The following is an 18,410-nucleotide window of genomic DNA, read 5'->3' as shown; positions in this document are numbered from 1 at the left end:
CGCCTCCTTCAGTGATTGGTGATTCCGGGAAGTTCGGGCAGGTGCTGGATGGTCAGAGTGCCGTCGGTTACGCCGGCGGCCGTGATGCGGGTCAGGTTGTCGAGGGCCTCGGACTGCTGCCGCAGCAGCTCCGCCCGGCGCTCGATCTCGGCGAGCACGGCCTCGTACCGTTCCAGCTCCTCGCGCCTCAGGTCCGGGACGCTCAGATCTTCGATGCCGCGCGACGCGCGTACGGCCCCGCTGGTGCGGCCGTGGTCGTAGGCGGAAGCCCGCAGCAGTGCCGCCAGGACCCGGGGCCGCACCGGGGGGTCGGCGTCGGGATGGACGCGCAGGATGCGGGCGGGGGCGACGACGACCGACAGGCCCTCGGTGTCGACGTGGACGCCGAAGCGCGGGCTGGTGGTGACGACGAGGTCGCCCGGCTCGGTGAACTGGACGTGCTCGTACGCCGTGAGGACCAGGCCCCGGTCGATTCGGCGGCTGCCGAACCGCGAGGCGCCGAGGATCTCCTCCGGCCCGATCACCGCGTAGTGCCCGTCGGCCGCGAGGTGCTCGGGGGCGATGCGGTGGCCGGGGCGGCGGCGCAGGCGGCGGTCCTTGAGGAGGCGGCGGATGGTCGTGCGACGGACCGGCTGGTCTTCGGTGCGGAGTACGGCCCCGGTTTTCAGAGGGCCGTCGATGCCGGCCCGGCGCGTCGCCCGCTCGTCGAGTTCGGCGAGGTGCCGCTCCACGTCGGCGATGCGGGCGGGGCGTTCTACGACGACTCTGGTGTACCGGGATTCGGGTGAGCGGTGCTGGGGTGTGAAGGCAGAGCCCGGCCGGTCGTCGAGATCCTTCGCCGGCACGACGACCGCATGGCGGAACTCGTGGCGGCGGTCGCCACGCCATGCGGAGGCTCGCCAGATGGCGATGTCCTCGGCGAGCACGTCGAGGACCGGCTCAGTGAGCGGCTGGGCGGAGTAGTCGGCGAGGAGGACACGGCCCGCGCGCTCGTCCTCGGGGGTGCGGGCGAGGATCCAGACAGCGGTGCGGTAGCCGGGGCGGTAGGCGAACGCTCCGTCGGGCAGGCTGATCGCCGCCTTGAGAAGGCCCTCGCCCAGGAAGGAGCGACGCAGCCGGTCCGCGTCGCCGTGCCGGGGCAGCGATCGGACGAGCGCGTCGGCCGGGCCGAGGACGACCGCCGTCGAGCTGTCGCCGAGGTAGTCGGTGAGGTCCTGGATCCGCTCCAGGGTCCGGCGGGCGCTGCGGGTCTCGCTCGCCTCGTACGGGAGGACGCAGACCAGTACGTCGGGGTCGCCCCAGTCGTCCGTGGACAGCTCCTCGCCCTCGGTGACGTCGAGCAAGAACTCGAAGACGCCCCGGACGAGCATCCGGCGCCGGACGAGGCGGGCGAGCGCCGAGTCGGGTTCCGCGGCGAGGTAGGTGTGGCCGGAGTCCTCTGGCGCCGTCGTGTGCAGGGCGGCGAGCAGGTCGCCGCTGCGGGCGTATGGGGTGGCGAGGACGGCCTCGTCGGTCAGGGTGTCGATGCCGGCCAGGGCCGCGAGGGCGCGGGTCACCACAGGGGTGGGTTCGTCGGCGGCGAGGTCGTGGGAGCCGAGGCGACGGCGGGCATCCAGAACCCAGCCGAAGGCTTCGGCGGGGGTGTAGGCGGCCTCGGTTAGCTCGTCGGCGAGCGCCCCCAGGGCCGGGCCCAGGTGGTCCGGGTCGGGGACGGCCCGCAGCTCGGAGAGGAGGAAGGTGTCTTCAGCGTCGAGGTCGGCGGCCTGATCGAGGAGGTCGCCCCAGGCGTGCTCGCTGACGGGAGCGTCGTACTGCTGGCGCAGGCAGATCAAGGCCGTCAGTGCACCCACCAGAACGGGGGCGGAAAGGCCGTAGGACCGCCAGGCGGAGAGGGTGTGCAGGGCCGCCTCGGCCCGCAGACGGCGGGGCTCGGCGTTGCCGCGGCCGGTCCGGATCAGCCAGTCGACGACCTCCCGGGCATCGAAGAGCGGGCTGCCGCTCTCGCGGGTCACCGGTGCGGGGAAGTCGGAGTGGCGCCGGCTCCAGGTGGTGGGGACCGGCCGCTTTACCTGGGCGAGGGCGGCGATCTCGGCGTAACCGATACGCCAGGAGAGCGGGCCCGGCAGGATGGGGGAGTCGTCGACAGGCGTCGGGCTGCTCATTGGTCCTCCTCCGTGCCGTGGGCTTTCGCGGACGTCCACGGAGCTCCGCGGAATCGCGTCCGTTGTGACGGCTCCGGGAGCCGTCGGAGACGAACGACAGAAAGCCTACCGCCGATCAAGGAATGATCCATCGGCTGCCTGGTAACCCCTCTTATCAAAATGGCGGAGTCGCATCCTCCGTGTGAGTGGCAGGTTCCCTCATTCACAGGCCGATCGCGTGACGACCACGCGATCCCCGGAAGCCAGGGAGCTCCGTCATGACCGGCACATCCCCGATGCAGCCCGGCCCCCCTCACTCCGGCCCCGGCGGCGGCCCCGTGCCGCCGCCGATGCTGCCGGCCCCCACACGCAGGCCGTCCCGGGCGAAGGCGTGGCTGACCCACGGCGTGACGGCGTTCGTCGCCCTGATCGTCGGCGTAGCGATCGGCAGCCCCGACGCCACCGAGGACAAGGCCGGCCGGGAGCGGCCCGCGCCCACGGTCACCACGCCCTCCCGGGCCGCCGAGACCACACGCGCACACGAGCCCCCGGCCACTGAACCGGCGCCCGCTCGCACGCCGGCCTCGAGCACCCCGCCCCCGCCCACCGAGCCGACTGCGAAGCCCGGACCGGCAACCTCCTTCAAGGGGGACGGTCAGGACCTGGTCGGCGAGGACATCGAGCCCGGCACGTACATGACCGCCGGTCCGGAGGACGGCCTCATCCCCAACTGCTACTGGGCCCGGCACAAGGACGCCTCCGGCGAGTTCTCGTCGATCGTCGCCAACGGAAACGTTCAAGAGCAGACCCGTGTGACCGTCCGCAAGGGCGAGTACCTGGAGGTCAAAGGCTGTCTGCCGTGGAAGAAGGCCGGCTGAGCCACCGATCCCGGCTTCTGCCTCGCTCCGATCCGAAGCGATCGCTCCCATCGTCCCGAACCAGAGGAACCGTGGGCCGCCGTTCTCCCCTTGCCCGTTCGCCCCGCCCCGCGTCCCGTGGCCGGCTGGGGATCGTCACCGACCAGGTGACCAAGGGCGTGCCCGGGCCCGTAGTCCTCGCCACCGATGCCCCCGCCGCGCCCCCGATGGAAGGACCGTCCGAATGGCCACCTCTCCCGAACAGCCCCCGAGCATCCCGCCGCCTCCGGAATCGCCCGTGTCCGGGGGTGAAGGGTCGGCTCCCACTCGCAACGCCCCGGCGGACGCATTGCGTTGGTCCCGGCTGTCCCGCCCTGCGATCCTCGCCGTCGGCCTGGCCCTCGGCGCCGCGGTCACGCGTGGCTGCTGGCTGATCGTCTCCCTGTCCGGCGGCGCGGCATCCTCCGCTGAGAAGACCTTCGGGGCGAGCGGCACGCTCACCCTCGCCGACTCCTCCCTCTCCTTCCTTGAGGAGGGAAAGCGCTGCACCGGGCTGGACGGCTACTCGGACATCCAGCGCGGTGCGCAGGTCAACGTCACCGGCGCAGACGGCACTCTCGTCGCCACCGGCCAACTGGAAGGCGGGAAGAAGGCGGCGCTGGGATGCGAGTTCCCGTTCACGATCGAGGGGATACCTCAGGGCTCGAAGTTCTACACGGTGGAGGTGGCCCACCGCGGTGGCCTCACCCAGACCGAGGACGAACTGCGTTCCGGAGGACTCACGTTCACCCTCGGGCGATGACTGAACGACGGCACCGGGCCAGACGACTGCCCTGGCGGCTCCGACCGAGCTTCCCCGGCGCCAGGGCCTCGTCACGCCAAGTGCGAAAGAGGTGGCGGCGGCGGAGCTCAACTTCGCTCCTAGAAGGGAAGTTGATAACCCCGATTACCAGTCAGTCGTTGAGGATAAGTCTCGCCATCTCTCTAACGTTCCGTCCTGTCAGCAGGTGGTGCACGACACCGCCCCATCCCGCCACACCGCGCAGGAGGCCCTTCGTGACCGAGACGGAACAGCACCAGCAGACCGCGCTTCCCCTCGCCGAGACGGTGGCGACGCGCCTGGCCGAGTCGGCTCTCACTGACCCCGTCAAGGCCCTGCTCCACGACGCGCTCGGCAGCGACACCGCCGACGCCGGCACCGCCACCACGTCGTCCGCCGCCTCCGGGCGCGTCTACCTCGACTCCCTCGCCGTCAACGGCTTCCGCGGCATCGGCCCCCGTGCCCGGCTGAGCCTCAGCCCCCGTCCGGGTGTCAACCTCGTCGTGGGCCGCAACGGTTCCGGCAAGTCCAGCCTCGCCGAAGCCATCGAGGTCGGCTTCACCGGCACTCGGGTCCACCGGCCTGGCCAGGACGCCACGCGCGGCCGCCACTGGTACAATCTCCACCACGCCGACAGCCCCAAGATCGAACTCAAGCTCGCGATCGAGGGCGACACCGGCAACAGCACCCTCACCCGCACCTGGTCGAGCGAGGAGTTCGGCAGCTCCGAGGCAACCTTCAAGCGCCCGGGCCACGGAACCGTCCCCATGATCGAGGCGGGCTGGGAAACGGCCCTCGCCGATCACCGGCCGTTCCTCTCGTACACCGATCTCGACCTCATGCTCACCGGCAAGCCGTCCGAGCGGTACGACGCGATCGCCACCATCCTCGGCATGGACCTGCTCTCCACCGCGACCAACAGGCTGAGCGCGCGGGAGAAGGCCCTCGCCACCGTCGCGAAGGAGACGAGGGACGCCCTGCCCGGCCTGAAGGACGCCCTCTACGCGTTGGAGGACGACGACCGCGCCGTGCAGGCCCTGCTCGCCGTGGACACCCCGGGCGCCCTGGACCTCGACACCATCGACGCGCTCGTCGCCGGTCTTCCTCCGGCCGACGACAGCCGGCTCGCCGAGCTTCATGTCGAGACCGGGGCACACGGGCCCGACCTGGCGGAGGTCGGGGAGGCCGTCCGGCGGCTGCGGATCGCCCTCGCCGACGTGGAGGACCTCCGCGGCACCGACGCCGAGAACGCCTGGCTGCGCGCCGACCTGCTGGAGAAGGCCCTCGCCCACGCAGACCGGCACCCCGACGACGACGTCTGCCCGACGTGCGGAACGGAACGGGTCCTCGGACGGGAGTGGTACGACCGCGCCTCCCGACAGGTGGCGGAGCTGCGTCACGAGGCGAAGTCCGCCGAGGACGCGCACGCCGCCGTCCGGACCGGCAGGCGGAACCTCCACAACCTCATCGAGAACCCCCAGCGGATCCCCGTTGCCCTGGCCGACCCGTGGAAGGTGTGGACCGACTGCCGGCAGATCACCGACCCCGCCGTTCTCGCCAGGAGCGCCGAAGAAGCCGCCACGATCCTCGTCGATGCCTGCGACACCGTCAGGAGGCATGCGTCCCACGAGCTGGAGGAGCGCGGCGAGCGGTGGCGTGCGCTCGTCACCCGGCTCGCCGCCTGGGCGGACAAGGCGCGCGAGACCGAGCGGGACAAGCCTCTGCTGGGCGACCTCCGCAAGGCGGTGAAGTGGCTCAAGGACCTCTCCACCGAGCTGCGGGAGCAGCGCATGGAGCGCTTCACCGACGCCACGCAGGCCATCTGGGAGCGCCTGCGGCAGGAGAGCAACGTCGACCTCACTGCCGTGAGCCTGAAGGGCAGCGAGAAGGCGAACGTCCGCAAGCTCGTCATGGCGGCCTCCGTCGACGGCCAGGACGCCCCCGCGCTCGACGTCATGAGCCAGGGGGAGCTGCACTCCCTCGCGCTCTCCCTCTTCCTGCCGAGGGCCACGACCGCGGACAGCCCGCTCGGCTTCCTCGTGATCGACGACCCCGTGCAGTCCATGGACCCGACCAAGGTGCACGGACTCGCCCAGGTGCTGCACGAGTTGGGCACGCACCGGCAGATCGTCGTCTTCACTCACGATCCCCGTCTGCAGAAGGCGTTCACCGACCAGGAGCTGCCGGTCACGGTCTTCCAGGTGACGCGGGGCGAGGGGTCCCGGGTGAAGGTCGCCTGCGTCGACGACCCGGTCGCGCAGGCCATCGGCGACGCCCGGGCCATCGCCGCCACTCCGGGGCTTCCCCCCGAGACGTACAGCCACGTGCTGCCCGGCCTGTGCCGGATCGCCCTGGAGAACGCGTTCCTGGAGGCCGCCTGGATCCGGCACCACCGCACCGGCGGATCGGAACACGACCTCCAGGCCGCCATCGACAGTGCGGAGAGGTTCCAGGAGGTCGCGGCCTTCGCCCTCTTCGGCGACGTGAAGCGCGGTAACGACGTCAGGGAGGAGGTGCGCCGCCGCTACGGAAGCCCGTCGTGCTTCCTGATCCAGCAGTGCCAGAAGGGAGCCCACCCCGATGGGTCCTCGGTCCCCGACCCCCACCGCTTCGTCACGGACGTCGAGGCCCTGGCGCAGAAGATCCGCAAGCCGGCGGTGACCGCATGACCGCCCCTGCTGCTGCTTCCGTCGAAGGTCTGCTGCTGACGGCCGATCGCCTCCTCGACGGCGAACTCGCCGACGCCACCACCGCCGGTCGGCACCGCGGCGCCTGCCTCGCGTTGCGGACCGCGCTGGAGCTCTGCGTCGACCAGGTGCTGGAAGTTGCGATGCCTGGTCTGGCCCGGACCACGGGGCGCGCCAAGCTGCTCCTCCTGCACTCCGTCGCGCCGGCCGAGACGGCTCGACGGGCGAAGGCCCTCTGGTCCCAGCTGAGTCTGGGGTGCCACTACCACCTGTACGAGCTCGGGCCCACGTGCGCCCAGGTACGGGTCTGGCGGGCCGAGGCGAACGGCCTCGTCCGGCAACTGAGCCACTGACGGTTCGTCACCGTCCGGTTTCTGATAGTTGTTTCAGCGGGGTACGGGCACATGCCCGCGGCGGTGTCCCCCGGCACCGCAGGGAGGACGCACATGAGCACCACCACTCGGGACGAGATCCTCGCCGGCGAGCAGCGGGCGGTGGACCACGCGTACGACTGCTACACCACGGAACTGGCTGAACTGAGCGGCACCTCGGCGGCCACCGCCTCGGCGAGCGGCAAGGACGTCATCGCCAATCAGGCCGAGGCGCAGGCCCACTCCGAGGCGTACGGAGGGCTCGACGACAAGAGCCCTCATCTGCCCTGGCCGACGGTGTACGGACACCTCAACCAGACCCAGGGCCTGCCCTTGCCTCAAGAGGACGAGGATCACCAAGCCTGGTCGCTGCCTGGCGGCATAGGTGAATTACCACCCCGCAGGTGGCCTGTGCAGTCGACGTCGGACACCTCCCCCGCACTGCTGCGGCTTCACCCACGTGTCGGCCGGCAAGGCCCCCTGGACCCAGCGATCACAGTCGAGATGGAGAACTCAATGAGCACTTACGCCGACCCACTGGTCGACGGTGCAACCCCGATGACCGCGTACGAGGGGCAGGTATGGGACACGCTCAATGAGCACTGGCAGCGCCGTAACAACCGCCGTGGTCTACCGAACTGGGCAAGCGCCGCGCTCGGTCGTACCGGTGAGGTCGCGGGAAACGCCGTGAGACGGGTCAAGGACGCTGTGCCGGAGGCGGTCACGGAACCGATCCGTCGCGCAGGCGACGCGGTCGCCGACACGGCCATGCGGCCGGCGCTCGCAGGCGCGGCAGCATTGCTCGAGCTGGTCAACGACTGGGCCATGGATCTCAACAACCCGAAGAACGTTGAGGAACTCGCCCGCAAGCACGGCTTCGAAATCGACAGTTTCTCCGAACTGCGGCAGCAGGACCTCCAGGTCTGCGACCGGCTGCTGACCCGCAACACCCTCAAGTGGCGGACTGCTGGCGCATTCGAAGGCGGAGCCATGGGCCTGCTGGCCATGGTCCCCGTAGCCGGTATCCCCGCCGCGATGACCGCGGACATCCTCGTCATCCAGGTTCTGAGCACGTCGATAGCAGCGCGCATCGCGTACTCCTACGGCTACGACGCCAAGGACCCCAAGGAGCAGGACTTCATTGAACGCCTTGTACAGCGGTCCTTCATGGCACAGGCGGCTAAAGCCAAGCCGCTGCGTGACGTCGCACGGGCAGTGGACGCGGTCAAGGGGCGCGTGAACTGGTCACAGAAGCTCCGCCAGGACCACCGTCTCCTGGCCGCCCTTGAGAAGCTGATGCAGCAGCTGGGCCCGGCCGGCTCCAGGGTGCCCGTCAAGAGTGTCGCCAAGGTCGTGCCGTTCGTGGGCGTCCTCGTCGGTGCCGGCATGAATTCGGCGGTCCTCGGAGGCGTGGCCGCCGACGCCCAGCGGTACTGCCAGACCCGGTTCCTGTGCGACAAGTACGGACTGCCGCTACCGGCGGTACTGGCGACCGACCGGGACGACGACCCCCAGGCCAGCACCATGTAAGTGATGGCCGCCAGCCCATGCCCCCCGGCGGGGTGTCTGCGGAGTCGGCTGCGCCCCCTCGCCTCCGCGGCCGGTGTGCATGATTGCATGATGGAGCTGTCCTCCAAGGCCGCCGCGTCCTGCCGCCATCGGCAGGGGGCGACCGGCAGCTCGGCGCGGTGGTGGTCGGGCATCGCTCAGCTGCATCCCAGGGAGGGGCGCGGTGAATCGCCGGCCAGTCAGGTCGGCGGTGAGCGCTGCCTCCCACTGATTGATCCACTGACTGATCGTCACTATCTGGTTTCTGATAGTTGTTTCAGCAGGTACGGGCGCATGCCCGTGGCGGTGTCCCCCGGCACCGCAGGGAGGACGCACATGAGCACCACCTGCGGGAGCTCCAGCGGTCGCGCGGTGGTCGGATGAGGGACATTCTCGAGACCATTTGGCGTGACCAGATGGAGCTGGTCACCGGCTCGCCCTCGGACATCCTCTTCGTGCAGGGCGGGTTCTGACACCCCGATGAAGTGCTGCCGCCGGCAACCAGGGGTACAACTCGCAGGAGCTCAACAAAGAGAGATAGGGCCGCCGGGAATCCACCCCTCGACGTATCCGGTGGTCAGCAGGACGATGCCCTCAGGGTGGATCTCCCGCCTCCGCCTTCGTATGTCCGAGACACCCCATCGAGCGTGTGCGGGCGATCTCTGCACGATTGCCGCCCCCTCGGCGTCGCTGATGCGGACGATGAAGACGCGTGCCGCCGTCACGCGATCGAACTCCCAGTTGTCGCCGGCGCGCGACTGTCGGACTCCGTAGACGGAGCCGAAGCGTGGATTCGTCAATCCGAATTGCTCGTCCAGGAATCGGACAGCCGACTCCACGAACTGTGTTCCGCTCGTCATGCGGACCTGCGGGACGGTCCAGCCGCCGCAGCATCCACCGCACAGCAGGAGCCTGCGCTGGTCGTCCAGCAGGAGGAGATATGCGCGGCGATCGAAGCGGGGCCAGGGCACCCAAGGGGCGGCGTGTGGTGTCACGTCCCAAGCCTCACGTACTGCTATTTGAGTAGCAATCCCTGCGGTGCCAGGTGGGTGAGCTGACGTGCCAGGGGGTCGGGCTGAGGTGCTCCAGCCAGCGCTCCAAGTGGCAGCCCGTGGAGGACGTGGGGCCTGGCGTGACCTGCGCGAACACGGATGCTCGTTGGGAAAAATGCCCTGGCGCGTTTGGTGGCCTGCCAGCGCATTCACCCTGATCTGCGGCGATCTGATTTCCCACAGATCCCACGAAGGCAGGGTGCGGAGACCTGGTTGTGAGGCCGGGCCACCGCGGTCAGTGTAGCGGGTGGTGCTTGATCCGCATCTGTGATCCATCGCGCCTGGCGTTCCCGGGCGCCGTGGTCATGCGCCGTCGGGTGGGACGGGTGTGGCCTGGTGGTAGTACATCCGCCACTCGGAGTCCGTCTCCTGCCTGCGCCAGAGGGAACTCCGCCGCGCCCGGGCCCCGGCGATCGTGGTCTCGTACGTGAGGTGCACCAGCCCGGGCGCCAGCAGGACGCCGGTGATCTCCGTGGGCTCGTAGCGCGGTCCGTCCGCTGCCGCTCCGTCCATCTCGGGCAGCGCGGCGAGGATTTCCTCGTACGTCCACCGGCGGCCGGAGGCGCCGACTTCCACGAAGTGCGGGTCGAGGAGGGGCCGCGTCAGCGACTGCGACGTGCGCACGCCCGGGTCCATCAGGCGCAGCTCGGCCGCGATCGCCTCGCTCACCGCGTCGGTCTCTTGGCTCATCGACGCATCTTCGCCCAGGCTGCCGTGACCGTCACGGTGCGGTACTGCGGTGTGGTGCCCCTCTTCGGGGGAGGGGCACCACGGGGGCGGGGTGGGCTAGTAGCGGTCGTGCGAGGCGTTCTCGTTGTACAGGCCGGAGACCAGGTTCTCGGCCGGCCAGTAGTCGCCGCAGTTCGGGGCGAAGCTCTGGCTCGGGCCGCTGTAGCCGGAGTTGAAGTAGACGCGGTAGTCGGCCACGCATTCGCCGTTCGAGGCCGACGCCGCGTTGTTCTTGACGCCTTGGCCGCTGCCCTCGTTCGTCATCGTGCAGGCGGACACGGTTCCGCTGATCTGGCCGGGCCGGAAGACGTACCGGACGAGGGTCGCCCCGTTGGGCGAGTAGCCGAAGTAGTCCGGGATATCACCGTCCGAGACGAAGCAGGGGCTGGCGGAGTACCAGGTCTGTCCGCCCCGGCTGTTGAAGTGGATGGCGAAGCAGTAGCGGTTGCCGTTCGAGGAGCAGGCGTCCCCCTCGTAGACGGTGGCTGCCGACGCCGGGGTCACCGAGAGGGACAGCGCGCTCAGGGCGCCGACTGCCGCGACGGTGGCGATTCTCTTGATGATGTTCATCGGTTCCCTGCCACGGTGTACGCCTGCGCGGCCTTCGCCGCGTTCTTGTCCTTCACGGCCCGCTCCTCCGTGAGCTTCGGCGCGTTCTGCTCGATCGCCTTCCGCTGCTTCTCGGTCTCCTTGCCGTTCCAGACCTTGATCAGGTTGGTCTGCTGCTTGCACTCGACGTCGGCGACCGCGTGCGCGATCTCTTCCTTGCCGGCGGTCGGGGAGGAGACGGGGATGCCGAGGGAGCGGAGGTCCTCGAGGGGGTGGCTCTGCTGGTAGCCCTTCCCCTTCATGCAGGAGGACCACTGCGCGAACGCCTTGAGGACGTCCGGGTCGCTCTTGGTCTCGTCGAAGACCCGGACCCCGACCGTCTCGGCCTCCGGGGTCTGGGGCACCGGGAACATCCGGCGGGTTTCGCCGCGGCAGCCGTCCTGGGGGACTTCCTTGCCCGCGTAGGTGTTGCCCTTGAGCTCGGGTCCCTTGCCGGTGAACACCGCGGTCTCGGCGCCGGGAGCGGGCTCCCAGCGCGCGGGTTCCTTGATGTCGGTCGGGAGGTGGTGCCCGTACTTCTTCGCCACCTCGAGGTCGGAGACGCCGTAGCGCCGCCCCATGGTCGCGTCCGCCTGGGTCCGCGCCGCCTGGTCGGAAGCCTGGGGCGGGCCGAAGTTCTTGAATCCGTAGCGTGCCATGCAGGACCGCCACTGGTCCTGTACGGCGACCTTCCAGGCATATCCGTCCGCGGGCTTGGCGGTGAATTCGTCCAGCGGGAGCGTGAGTCCCACGGCGAGGCCCTTGGTGGGAGCCGACGGAATCTGGTCGAGCGCCATCCGTGCGGGTGCGGCATTCACCGGTGCACCCGGGTCCTGAGGCGGGTTACCCGCCTGTTGCGTTCCGCATGCGGCGAGGAGTGCCACGAGAGTGGCGGTACCCGCCATGGCTCTGATCGGTCTCAACGTGAAGGGCCTTTCGCATGATCGGTCTGTTGCCGAGCTTCGGCGGAGGGGGGCTTCAAGCATTTCGGGCCGCGCTCACGGTACCCGCCCCGGCGAGTTCCGATTGTGAAGACTTTCGCGCTTGCGGGGTGAGTGATTCCGGATCGGATTTCGCCGAATCGAGCGGGGCGAACAGGCCATTCCGCTTTTAGTTCGTGGGGGAGACGTGTTGGTTGGTTTGGCGAGACATGGTGAGTCTTCGCAGGTGAGCGCCAGGTTGGAGGGTGGCGGCGCGGCTCGCCCAGTGCTGGGTCTGGGCGGTTCTCGGCCATGCGGGGAAGGTTTTCGGCGAATATTCCAACGAGTTTCCGATCACCCCGGGTTAGGGTGCCGATGGCCGCTTGGGATCAAGGGGTGCAGTCACAAATGGGGGAAGAAATGAAGCTGAAGCGTGTGGCGGCCACGGCCGCTGCCCTTTCCGCGTTCGCAGGTGCGGGTCTCGCCATGGCGGCGCCGGCGAGTGCCAGTTCCATGCTGGGCAGCAACTGCTCCGACCTGCGCTCCTACGGGCAGTGTCTCCAGCTGTTCTACAACAGCGGATTCGGTGGCTCCTATTCGTACTACGAGGGCACCACCAGCGTGCCCGTCATGGCCTCCAGCGACAAATTCCTGACCGGCGGTGCGGGCCAGGGCCAGGAAATCAAGAACAATGCGGCCTCGGCCAAGAACCACACCTCCCAGGGTTTCTGGGTGAGCATTTACTACAACAGCTGGTACGACGGCCCTTGTGATGCCATCGCGCCGAACAAGTCGGCCTCGAAGCTCGTGAACACGTACAACGACAACGCGTCCGCCTACACCGGCAAGGGCGACGGCTGCTACGTCTTCAACTGACCGGCCCTCGACGCATCCCCAGAGGCATAGGCGTACGCAGTGAACTCATGCTCAAGGAGAAGGGGGCGGCCCGGCCGGGTCGCCCTCGGGGCGTTGTGCCTCGGTCTGGTCCTCGCCGTCGCCGGCTGCGCGAGCGGTGACAGCGGCGCAAGCGCCGGAGGCGGCCGCGGGCCGGAGTCCCGGCCCGCCGGCGCCGACGCACCCGCCGCGGCTCCCGCCCCACGGGCCCCGGGCCCGAGCGCGCGGCTGCCGATCGCGCGCTACAGCCTCACCACCGAAGAGTCGACCCTGCTCTCGAAGGCCGAGCGACGGGCCATGGCCGAGTGCATGAGCCGGTACGGCCTTCCCTACGACACGGTCTCGGAAAGTCCGGCGGGTTCGTCCGACCGCAGGTACGGAATCCTGGACAAGACCGAGGCGCAGACCCGCGGCTACCACCCCGCGAAGGCGTCCGACCTCGGGCTGAAGAAGCCCTCCGACGAGGCCTGGCAGGTCCTCACGGGCGACGTCGGCACGTACAAGGGGCACGAGGTTCCGAAGGGCGGCTGCGTGGCGGAGGCGGGCAGGGCCCTGCGCGGCGACGCCGAGCCGCCCGCCGCGGCGAAGACGGCCCAGGAGATCTCGGTCAGCGCGTTCGAGGAATCGCGGTCCGCACCGGAGGTGAAGAACGTCGTCGCCGACTGGTCCGCGTGCATGAAGGGCAAGGGACACAGCTACGCGTCCCCCCTGGACCCGGCGGACGACTTCACGGGCCGGCCGAGCGCGACCCCGCAGGAGGTCACCACGGCCGTGGCCGACGTGGCCTGCAAGGAGGAGACGAAGCTGGTCGACACGTGGCTGGCCGTGGAGGCCGGGATCCAGCAGACCAAACTGGCGGCCCACGGTGACGCGCTGGCGGTGCTGGAAGAGCGGCACAAGCAGCAGGTCGACGCCGCCCGCACGATCCTCGCCCGGGCCGGGCAGTAGCGCGCGCGGAACCCACCGGAAGGGCACGCCGACGGCAGTCGACGTGCCCTTCCCGCTGCTCGGATCGGGGATCCGCCCGATTCGAGAGCGACGGCCCAGCCGCAGTGGATGTCCGAGAACCTGTCCGTCGACGTGGCTCCTGCCGATGTGGACCCTGCATGTAGTGGACCTGCATGTAGGTGCGCCGGCCGGCTTGCTTTCGGGCGATGTTCACCGCGAGTCGGAAGTCCGCGCCGGTCAAAGGCGTGTGACGGGGGATCGGTACCGCGTGCCGGAACCTCAGTGGTTGATGTCGACCACGATGCGGTTCGGAGCGGTGAGCTTCGAGATCCGGTACGAGGAGTGGTCGCCGAGGGCGAGTCCGATGTTGAACTCGCGGGCCTCGGGATCGGTGGCGCCGGTGAGGCCCTGCCCCTTGAGGCTCTTGAAGGTGTAGTTCTGGTACTTCGGGCCGGTGTACACGGACTTGAGGGTGGTGAAGTCGAACCCGGTCGCCGGGGACAGCTTGATCTTCAGGTACTGCTTGCCCGTGATCGGGACCACGTGCTCGCTTCCCTCCTCGCCGCAGCAGGTCAGCGGCGTGGTCTGGGTGGTCGTGGTCCACTGCGGGACCGGCCCTTCGCCCAGGTCGATCACGAAGCGGTCGAAGCCCGGGTGGGTCGCGGCGCGGACGCCGAGTACGCAGGTTCCCTGGCAGTCGGGGGCGGCGGTCGCGGAGGCCGCGTCCGTGACGCCGGCCGGCGCCGGGAGGGCGGACGCCTGGGCCTGGGGCACGGCCATGCACAGGGCGCTCGCCGCGACCGCGACGGTGGAGGCCAAGAGGCGAATTACCTTTTTGGAATGCACGAGAAAACTTCCCCTCATCATGCTCGTATTGTGCGAATTGGTCTCATGGCGACATGTGGTCCGGAGTTGCGGACGCGAAGTGCTGCGCGCGGTTCGGGGGGTTGGTTCGCCTTGCCGGATTCGGCATCCGAAGCCCGATCCTCACCTGCCCGTACCCCCCTGTATTCGGCGTGGACGACGTGAATGCCGTCGAGCGGGGGGATGGTGTACGTCGGCCGCGCGGCGAGATGGACCGCTGCGCCGACCGGGTGGAACGGCGCGCGCGAGGTGGTCGGTCATGCGCTCGCGAGCCGTGGTGCCGTGGCGCGCGTTCGGCCCGGATCCGACGTGCGGAACGGGTTTCGCACCGCTCGGCGGAGGTTCCCCCCGTCCCGCCGAGCAGGTGCGTCAACGCGCCAACCGCTTGCGGTGGTCGTGCCGGCCGGCGGCGTCGCCGATCTGGCACAGGACCACCGAAAGGCGGGTGTCTGCCGGGACCATACCCGTAAGTAGCCCCAGGTTGGAGGGGTTTTCCGGAGGTCTCGGCCGGGGACCGGCGGATGCGGCCGCTCCGCTGGGCGGGGGCTCGGCCGCCGTCCCCGCGCGGTGCCCCGAGCGCTGCCGGGCCCTTGCGGCGCGGGCTCGGGCCGGTCCTGCGGGTGGCCGCCGGGGCGTCCGGATCACGCTGCGAGATGTCCGGTTCCGGGCTGTTCCGTCGGTCGCCCGGGGTGCGTTTCACGCCGTTTGAATTTGGCTTGAATTGTGCGGTGTGCTGGCGAAAAATAGCCTGCCGGGCAGGTCTGGAAAGTGGAGCTGAGTCATCCGGAATTGAGTGTGAGATATGGCTCATCCCCCCACCTCAAGTGTTCCTCAGATACGAGTTGGGCCGCTTGACTCGATCTGCATACGCAATGAAGATCGATGGGTGCGGAGGGGGACTGCGCGATGCGGATCAGTCGTGCGCGTCCCCTTCGTGGCAAAGAGATCTACCAGGGGGAAATGCCGTGAAGTTCCAAGTGCTCGGACCGGTTGAGATAGAGACAGAGGACGGAGCCCAGGTATCGCCCAGAGCACTCAAGCTCCGCTCCCTGCTGGCCTATCTCTGCGCCCACCACGGTGAAGCCGTGTCCTCCGGCCGGCTGATCGAGGCCCTCTGGTCCGGAACCCCTCCCCAGACCGCCTCCACCGCACTGCACGTCTACGTGTCCAAACTGCGCAAGCACCTCCAGGCGCTCGACCTCGACGCCGCCGCGCTCATCACCACCCAGCCGCCCGGCTACAGGCTGCGGCTCGTCGGGTGCGATCTGGACGTCTACGAATTCGACCGACTGCTGGCGATCGCCCGGGAGTTCCGCCGGGCCGGTGACCGGGAAAGGGCCTCGAAGACCCTGGACCAGGCGATCTCGCTCTGGCGCGGACAGGCCCTCGAAGACCTGCGCGCCATACCGGCCTTCGAGTCCCTCGGCCGGCGGCTGGACGAGCGCCGCTCCTTCGCCCACGAGCAGCGTTTCGAGCTCGAACTCGAACTCGGCAATCACAAGGCTCTCGTCGGCGAGATCTACGCCCTGCTCGACGACCGCTCGACGTGGGAGAACCTCTATGCCTACCTGATGGTGGCCCTCTACCGCAGCGGACGGACCGCCGAGGCGCTGGCCACGTACAGCAAGGTGCGGCGCAACCTGGTCGAGGACCACGGGATCGAGCCCGCGCCGCGCCTCCAGCGCCTCCAGCACGCGATCCTGACGCACGCCCCCGCCCTCGACGACTGTGGCGCGGACCAGTTGGTCGGAGTCAGCGCCGCGTGATGGCGGCGCGGCCCACTGCATAGGCTGAACCGACCGCGGGGCGCCCCGGGGCGCCCCGGGGCGACCGCGGGGCGACCGCGGGGCGACCGCGGGGCGACCGCGGGGCGATCCAGAGCGATTCGAAGCGATCCAGAGCGATTCGAAGCGATCCGGAGCGATCGGGTCGAGGACACGAGCAACGAGGAGAGCCACTGATGGTCGGGTCGCGTGTCGCCGGGCATTCCCCCGCCGTTCCCTGGTGGCCGCCGCTGCGGCCGCACGGGGATGTCGCGCCCCGCCTGCGCCTCCTCGTGTTCCCGCACTCCGGGTCCGGCCCGAGCACGCTCTACCCCGTCGTCGAGGCGCTGCCCGCGCACGTGGAAGTGCTCGGCCTGTCGCTCCCCGGGCGGGAGCGCCGCTTCGGCGAGCCTCCGGGCTGCCGGCTCGACCAGGTGCTGGACTCCGTCTCCGACGAGGTGCTCGGCCGCGACCCGCTGCCCACGGTGGTGTTCGGGCACAGCCTCGGCGCGCTCCTCGCCGTCCGCGCGGCCCTCCTCCTCGGCGTGCAGTGCCGCGCGGCCGTCGTCAGCGGCCAGGTGCCCGGCGGGACCGCGCGCCGGGCGCATGCGACGGCCACTCAGGAGGACGCCGTACGGCTGCTGCGCGAGGGCGGGGGCACCCCGCAGTGGGTGCTCCGGGACCCGGAGATGCTGGCGCACGTCACGCGGGTGCTGCGGGCCGACCTCGCGCTCAGCCGGGAGGCCGCGGCGGGGTTCGGGGACGTACGCCTCGACGTGCCGCTGCACGTACTGGGCGGCACGGCGGACCCGCTGGTCCCGCACGAGCCGCTCGACGGCTGGGCCGCGCACACGAGCGGCCCGTGCCGGGTGCGCCGATTCCCCGGGGACCATTTCTTCCTGCTGGCCCAGGAGAACAAGGGCGAGGTCGGGGACATCCTGCGCCGGGCCCTCACCGCGGAATGCTGAGAACCTTGCCCCGCCGCCGCTCCGCCCCGGCCGTTCAGCCGCCCTGCGGCCCGGCGGCCGAGGCGGCGCGGCTCTTCACGGTCGCCGCATAGGTGTCCACGTATTCCTGGCCGGACAGCGCGGAGATCTCCTGGGTGATCCGGTTCGTCACCGCGCGCCGCGTCCGGCGGTCGGAGGCGCACCCGGAATGCTCGGGGAAAGTCATCGGGGCGCCGAAATGCGCCTCGAAGCGCGCGACGTAGAGCCGCTTGGCGCCGGCCGGATGCACCCGCTCGGTGCCGACGAGGCCGCACGGGATCACCGGCGCCCCGCTGCGCAGCGCGATCCACGCCGTGCCGGTGTTCCCCTTGTAGAGGCGGCCGTCGGGCGAGCGCGTGCCCTCGATGTGCACGCCCACCCCGTGCCCCTCGCCCATGATGCGCAGCGAGGTCTCCAGGCCCGCCATGGTCGCCGAGCCGCTCGTGCTGTCGACGGTGATCATCCCGACGGAGCGGAAGAACAGGCCCTGCAGACGGCCCTTGAGGCCGGGCATGTCGAGCCACCCCTGCTTGCCGATGAAGTAGAGGGGCCGCGGGGTGAGCAGGGCGATGAATATGGAGTCGAAGAACGACAGGTGGTTGGCGGCGATGACGAAGGGGCCGGATTCCGGCACGTTCTCGACACCGGTGACCCGGGGTCGCAGGACGAGCGTGAGCGGAATGAGGAGAAGCCGCCTCAGCAGCATCCGGAGCATGTTCGGGTCTCCCTCTCTGAACGTCTCGACCGAGCGTCCAACGGGAACATACGGGAATGGGCAAGTGGCCCGAAAGGGCGGACAAGACCGATTTAGCCGCGCGGTCAGACCGGAGAAAGCAGCGCTTTAGTGCCAGCCATTCCGGCTGTTGTTAGGCTGCTTGCGCGTTTCACCGATCAGGATTCAGAGACGAGGATGTTGTGCTCCAGCCCGCCGATCTTGCTTCCGTCCGTGCCTTCGTCGAGCGCGAACTCGTCGACTTCGGGGCGGAGCCCGACGCGGTCACGGACGAGGCCCGGCTGGAGGAGCTGGAGATCGACTCCCTCGGTGTCGTCGAGCTCACGGCGTCCATCAAGCGCGAGTTCGCGGTCGACGTCCCCCTCGAAGCACTGACCAAGGACATCACGGTCGCCGGGGTCGTCGCCCTGATCCGTGGCGGCGCGGCCGCGGCCTGACCCCGTACCGCTGCCGCCGCCCCCGGGGCACGGGGCCGGTCCCGGACCACAAGTCCGGGACCGGCCCTTTCC

17 protein-coding genes are annotated in these 18,410 nt (G+C 69.7%); 10 read left to right on the top strand and 7 right to left on the bottom strand.

Features of this window, described 5'->3' with window-relative positions:
• Positions 1-8: 8 nt before the first annotated feature.
• Positions 9-2,162, bottom strand: coding sequence for a hypothetical protein (locus tag ACZ4VT_RS12470; RefSeq protein WP_467948920.1), 2,154 nt, complete (start codon positions 2,160-2,162; stop codon positions 9-11).
• Positions 2,163-2,419: 257 nt separating this feature from the next.
• On the opposite strand from ACZ4VT_RS12470, the gene ACZ4VT_RS12465 reads away from it, so the two are divergent.
• From ACZ4VT_RS12465 to ACZ4VT_RS12445, 5 genes are all read left to right on the top strand, one after another.
• Positions 2,420-3,019 (top strand): hypothetical protein, encoded by a 600-nt coding sequence (locus ACZ4VT_RS12465; RefSeq protein WP_467948918.1) that lies wholly within the window; start codon positions 2,420-2,422, stop codon positions 3,017-3,019.
• A 328-nt stretch (positions 3,020-3,347) separates the two neighbouring features.
• Complete coding sequence (locus tag ACZ4VT_RS12460; protein ID WP_467948917.1) at positions 3,348-3,800, top strand: hypothetical protein; 453 nt, start codon at positions 3,348-3,350, stop codon at positions 3,798-3,800.
• Positions 3,801-4,054: 254 nt separating this feature from the next.
• Entirely contained in the window at positions 4,055-6,487 is a 2,433-nt protein-coding gene (locus ACZ4VT_RS12455; RefSeq protein ID WP_467948916.1) for an AAA family ATPase, read from the top strand.
• Entirely contained in the window at positions 6,484-6,858 is a 375-nt protein-coding gene (locus ACZ4VT_RS12450; RefSeq protein WP_467948915.1) for a hypothetical protein, read from the top strand. Before ACZ4VT_RS12455 ends, ACZ4VT_RS12450 begins: the two co-directional genes overlap by 4 nt.
• 93 nt (positions 6,859-6,951) lie before the next feature.
• On the top strand, positions 6,952-8,406 hold the full coding sequence (locus ACZ4VT_RS12445) for an EcsC family protein (protein ID WP_467948913.1): 1,455 nt from the start codon (positions 6,952-6,954) through the stop codon (positions 8,404-8,406).
• A gap of 542 nt (positions 8,407-8,948) precedes the next feature.
• Here the strand turns inward: ACZ4VT_RS12445 and ACZ4VT_RS12440 are convergent.
• From ACZ4VT_RS12440 to ACZ4VT_RS12425, 4 genes are all read right to left on the bottom strand, one after another.
• The gene (locus tag ACZ4VT_RS12440; protein ID WP_467948911.1) at positions 8,949-9,419 is read right to left on the bottom strand and encodes a hypothetical protein; all 471 of its coding nucleotides are present in this window, start codon (positions 9,417-9,419) and stop codon (positions 8,949-8,951) included.
• A 360-nt stretch (positions 9,420-9,779) separates the two neighbouring features.
• Positions 9,780-10,166, bottom strand: a complete 387-nt coding sequence (locus ACZ4VT_RS12435; RefSeq protein ID WP_467948909.1) for a nuclear transport factor 2 family protein — start codon at positions 10,164-10,166, stop codon at positions 9,780-9,782.
• Between the two features lie 96 nt (positions 10,167-10,262).
• Positions 10,263-10,775: a hypothetical protein gene (locus ACZ4VT_RS12430; protein ID WP_467948907.1), complete on the bottom strand. Its 513-nt coding sequence runs from the start codon at positions 10,773-10,775 to the stop codon at positions 10,263-10,265.
• Positions 10,772-11,611, bottom strand: coding sequence for a hypothetical protein (locus tag ACZ4VT_RS12425; protein ID WP_467948904.1), 840 nt, complete (start codon positions 11,609-11,611; stop codon positions 10,772-10,774). The genes ACZ4VT_RS12430 and ACZ4VT_RS12425 overlap by 4 nt, the downstream gene beginning before the upstream one ends.
• A gap of 522 nt (positions 11,612-12,133) precedes the next feature.
• Here ACZ4VT_RS12425 and ACZ4VT_RS12420 point away from each other — a divergent pair.
• Together ACZ4VT_RS12420 and ACZ4VT_RS12415 are read left to right on the top strand one after the other, a co-directional pair.
• Complete coding sequence (locus ACZ4VT_RS12420; protein WP_467948902.1) at positions 12,134-12,589, top strand: peptidase inhibitor family I36 protein; 456 nt, start codon at positions 12,134-12,136, stop codon at positions 12,587-12,589.
• Positions 12,590-12,682: 93 nt separating this feature from the next.
• Positions 12,683-13,555, top strand: a complete 873-nt coding sequence (locus ACZ4VT_RS12415; protein WP_467948900.1) for a hypothetical protein — start codon at positions 12,683-12,685, stop codon at positions 13,553-13,555.
• A 279-nt stretch (positions 13,556-13,834) separates the two neighbouring features.
• Here the strand turns inward: ACZ4VT_RS12415 and ACZ4VT_RS12410 are convergent, their stop codons facing one another.
• Positions 13,835-14,374, bottom strand: coding sequence for an AMIN-like domain-containing (lipo)protein (locus ACZ4VT_RS12410; protein WP_467948898.1), 540 nt, complete (start codon positions 14,372-14,374; stop codon positions 13,835-13,837).
• A 1,010-nt stretch (positions 14,375-15,384) separates the two neighbouring features.
• Here ACZ4VT_RS12410 and ACZ4VT_RS12405 point away from each other — a divergent pair.
• Both ACZ4VT_RS12405 and ACZ4VT_RS12400 read left to right on the top strand, forming a co-directional pair.
• Positions 15,385-16,185 (top strand): AfsR/SARP family transcriptional regulator, encoded by an 801-nt coding sequence (locus ACZ4VT_RS12405; protein WP_467948896.1) that lies wholly within the window; start codon positions 15,385-15,387, stop codon positions 16,183-16,185.
• 194 nt (positions 16,186-16,379) lie between these two features.
• Positions 16,380-17,150, top strand: a complete 771-nt coding sequence (locus ACZ4VT_RS12400) for a thioesterase II family protein (RefSeq protein WP_467948894.1) — start codon at positions 16,380-16,382, stop codon at positions 17,148-17,150.
• A gap of 34 nt (positions 17,151-17,184) precedes the next feature.
• Here ACZ4VT_RS12400 and ACZ4VT_RS12395 read toward each other — a convergent pair whose 3' ends face one another.
• Entirely contained in the window at positions 17,185-17,883 is a 699-nt protein-coding gene (locus tag ACZ4VT_RS12395) for a lysophospholipid acyltransferase family protein (protein ID WP_467948893.1), read from the bottom strand.
• Positions 17,884-18,083: 200 nt separating this feature from the next.
• Between ACZ4VT_RS12395 and ACZ4VT_RS12390 the strand changes: the two genes are divergently transcribed.
• Positions 18,084-18,338 (top strand): acyl carrier protein, encoded by a 255-nt coding sequence (locus ACZ4VT_RS12390; protein WP_467948891.1) that lies wholly within the window; start codon positions 18,084-18,086, stop codon positions 18,336-18,338.
• Positions 18,339-18,410 lie beyond the last annotated feature (72 nt).

It is taken from the genome of Streptomyces sp. NPDC029164, from assembly GCF_055563995.1.
This window is presented reverse-complemented; position numbering and strand designations above follow the sequence as displayed.

Excerpts from the sequence above, each read along its gene's own strand:
- ACZ4VT_RS12430 (WP_467948907.1), bottom strand. The coding sequence starts at position 10,775 with ATGAACATCATCAAGAGAATCGCCACCGTCGCGGCAGTCGGCGCCCTG.
- ACZ4VT_RS12420 (WP_467948902.1), top strand. The coding sequence starts at position 12,134 with ATGAAGCTGAAGCGTGTGGCGGCCACGGCCGCTGCCCTTTCCGCGTTC.
- ACZ4VT_RS12400 (WP_467948894.1), top strand. The coding sequence starts at position 16,380 with ATGGTCGGGTCGCGTGTCGCCGGGCATTCCCCCGCCGTTCCCTGGTGG.
- ACZ4VT_RS12470 (WP_467948920.1), bottom strand. The coding sequence starts at position 2,162 with ATGAGCAGCCCGACGCCTGTCGACGACTCCCCCATCCTGCCGGGCCCG.
- ACZ4VT_RS12450 (WP_467948915.1), top strand. The coding sequence starts at position 6,484 with ATGACCGCCCCTGCTGCTGCTTCCGTCGAAGGTCTGCTGCTGACGGCC.
- ACZ4VT_RS12445 (WP_467948913.1), top strand. The coding sequence starts at position 6,952 with ATGAGCACCACCACTCGGGACGAGATCCTCGCCGGCGAGCAGCGGGCG.
- ACZ4VT_RS12465 (WP_467948918.1), top strand. The coding sequence starts at position 2,420 with ATGACCGGCACATCCCCGATGCAGCCCGGCCCCCCTCACTCCGGCCCC.
- ACZ4VT_RS12435 (WP_467948909.1), bottom strand. The coding sequence starts at position 10,166 with ATGAGCCAAGAGACCGACGCGGTGAGCGAGGCGATCGCGGCCGAGCTG.
- ACZ4VT_RS12395 (WP_467948893.1), bottom strand. The coding sequence starts at position 17,883 with ATGCTCCGGATGCTGCTGAGGCGGCTTCTCCTCATTCCGCTCACGCTC.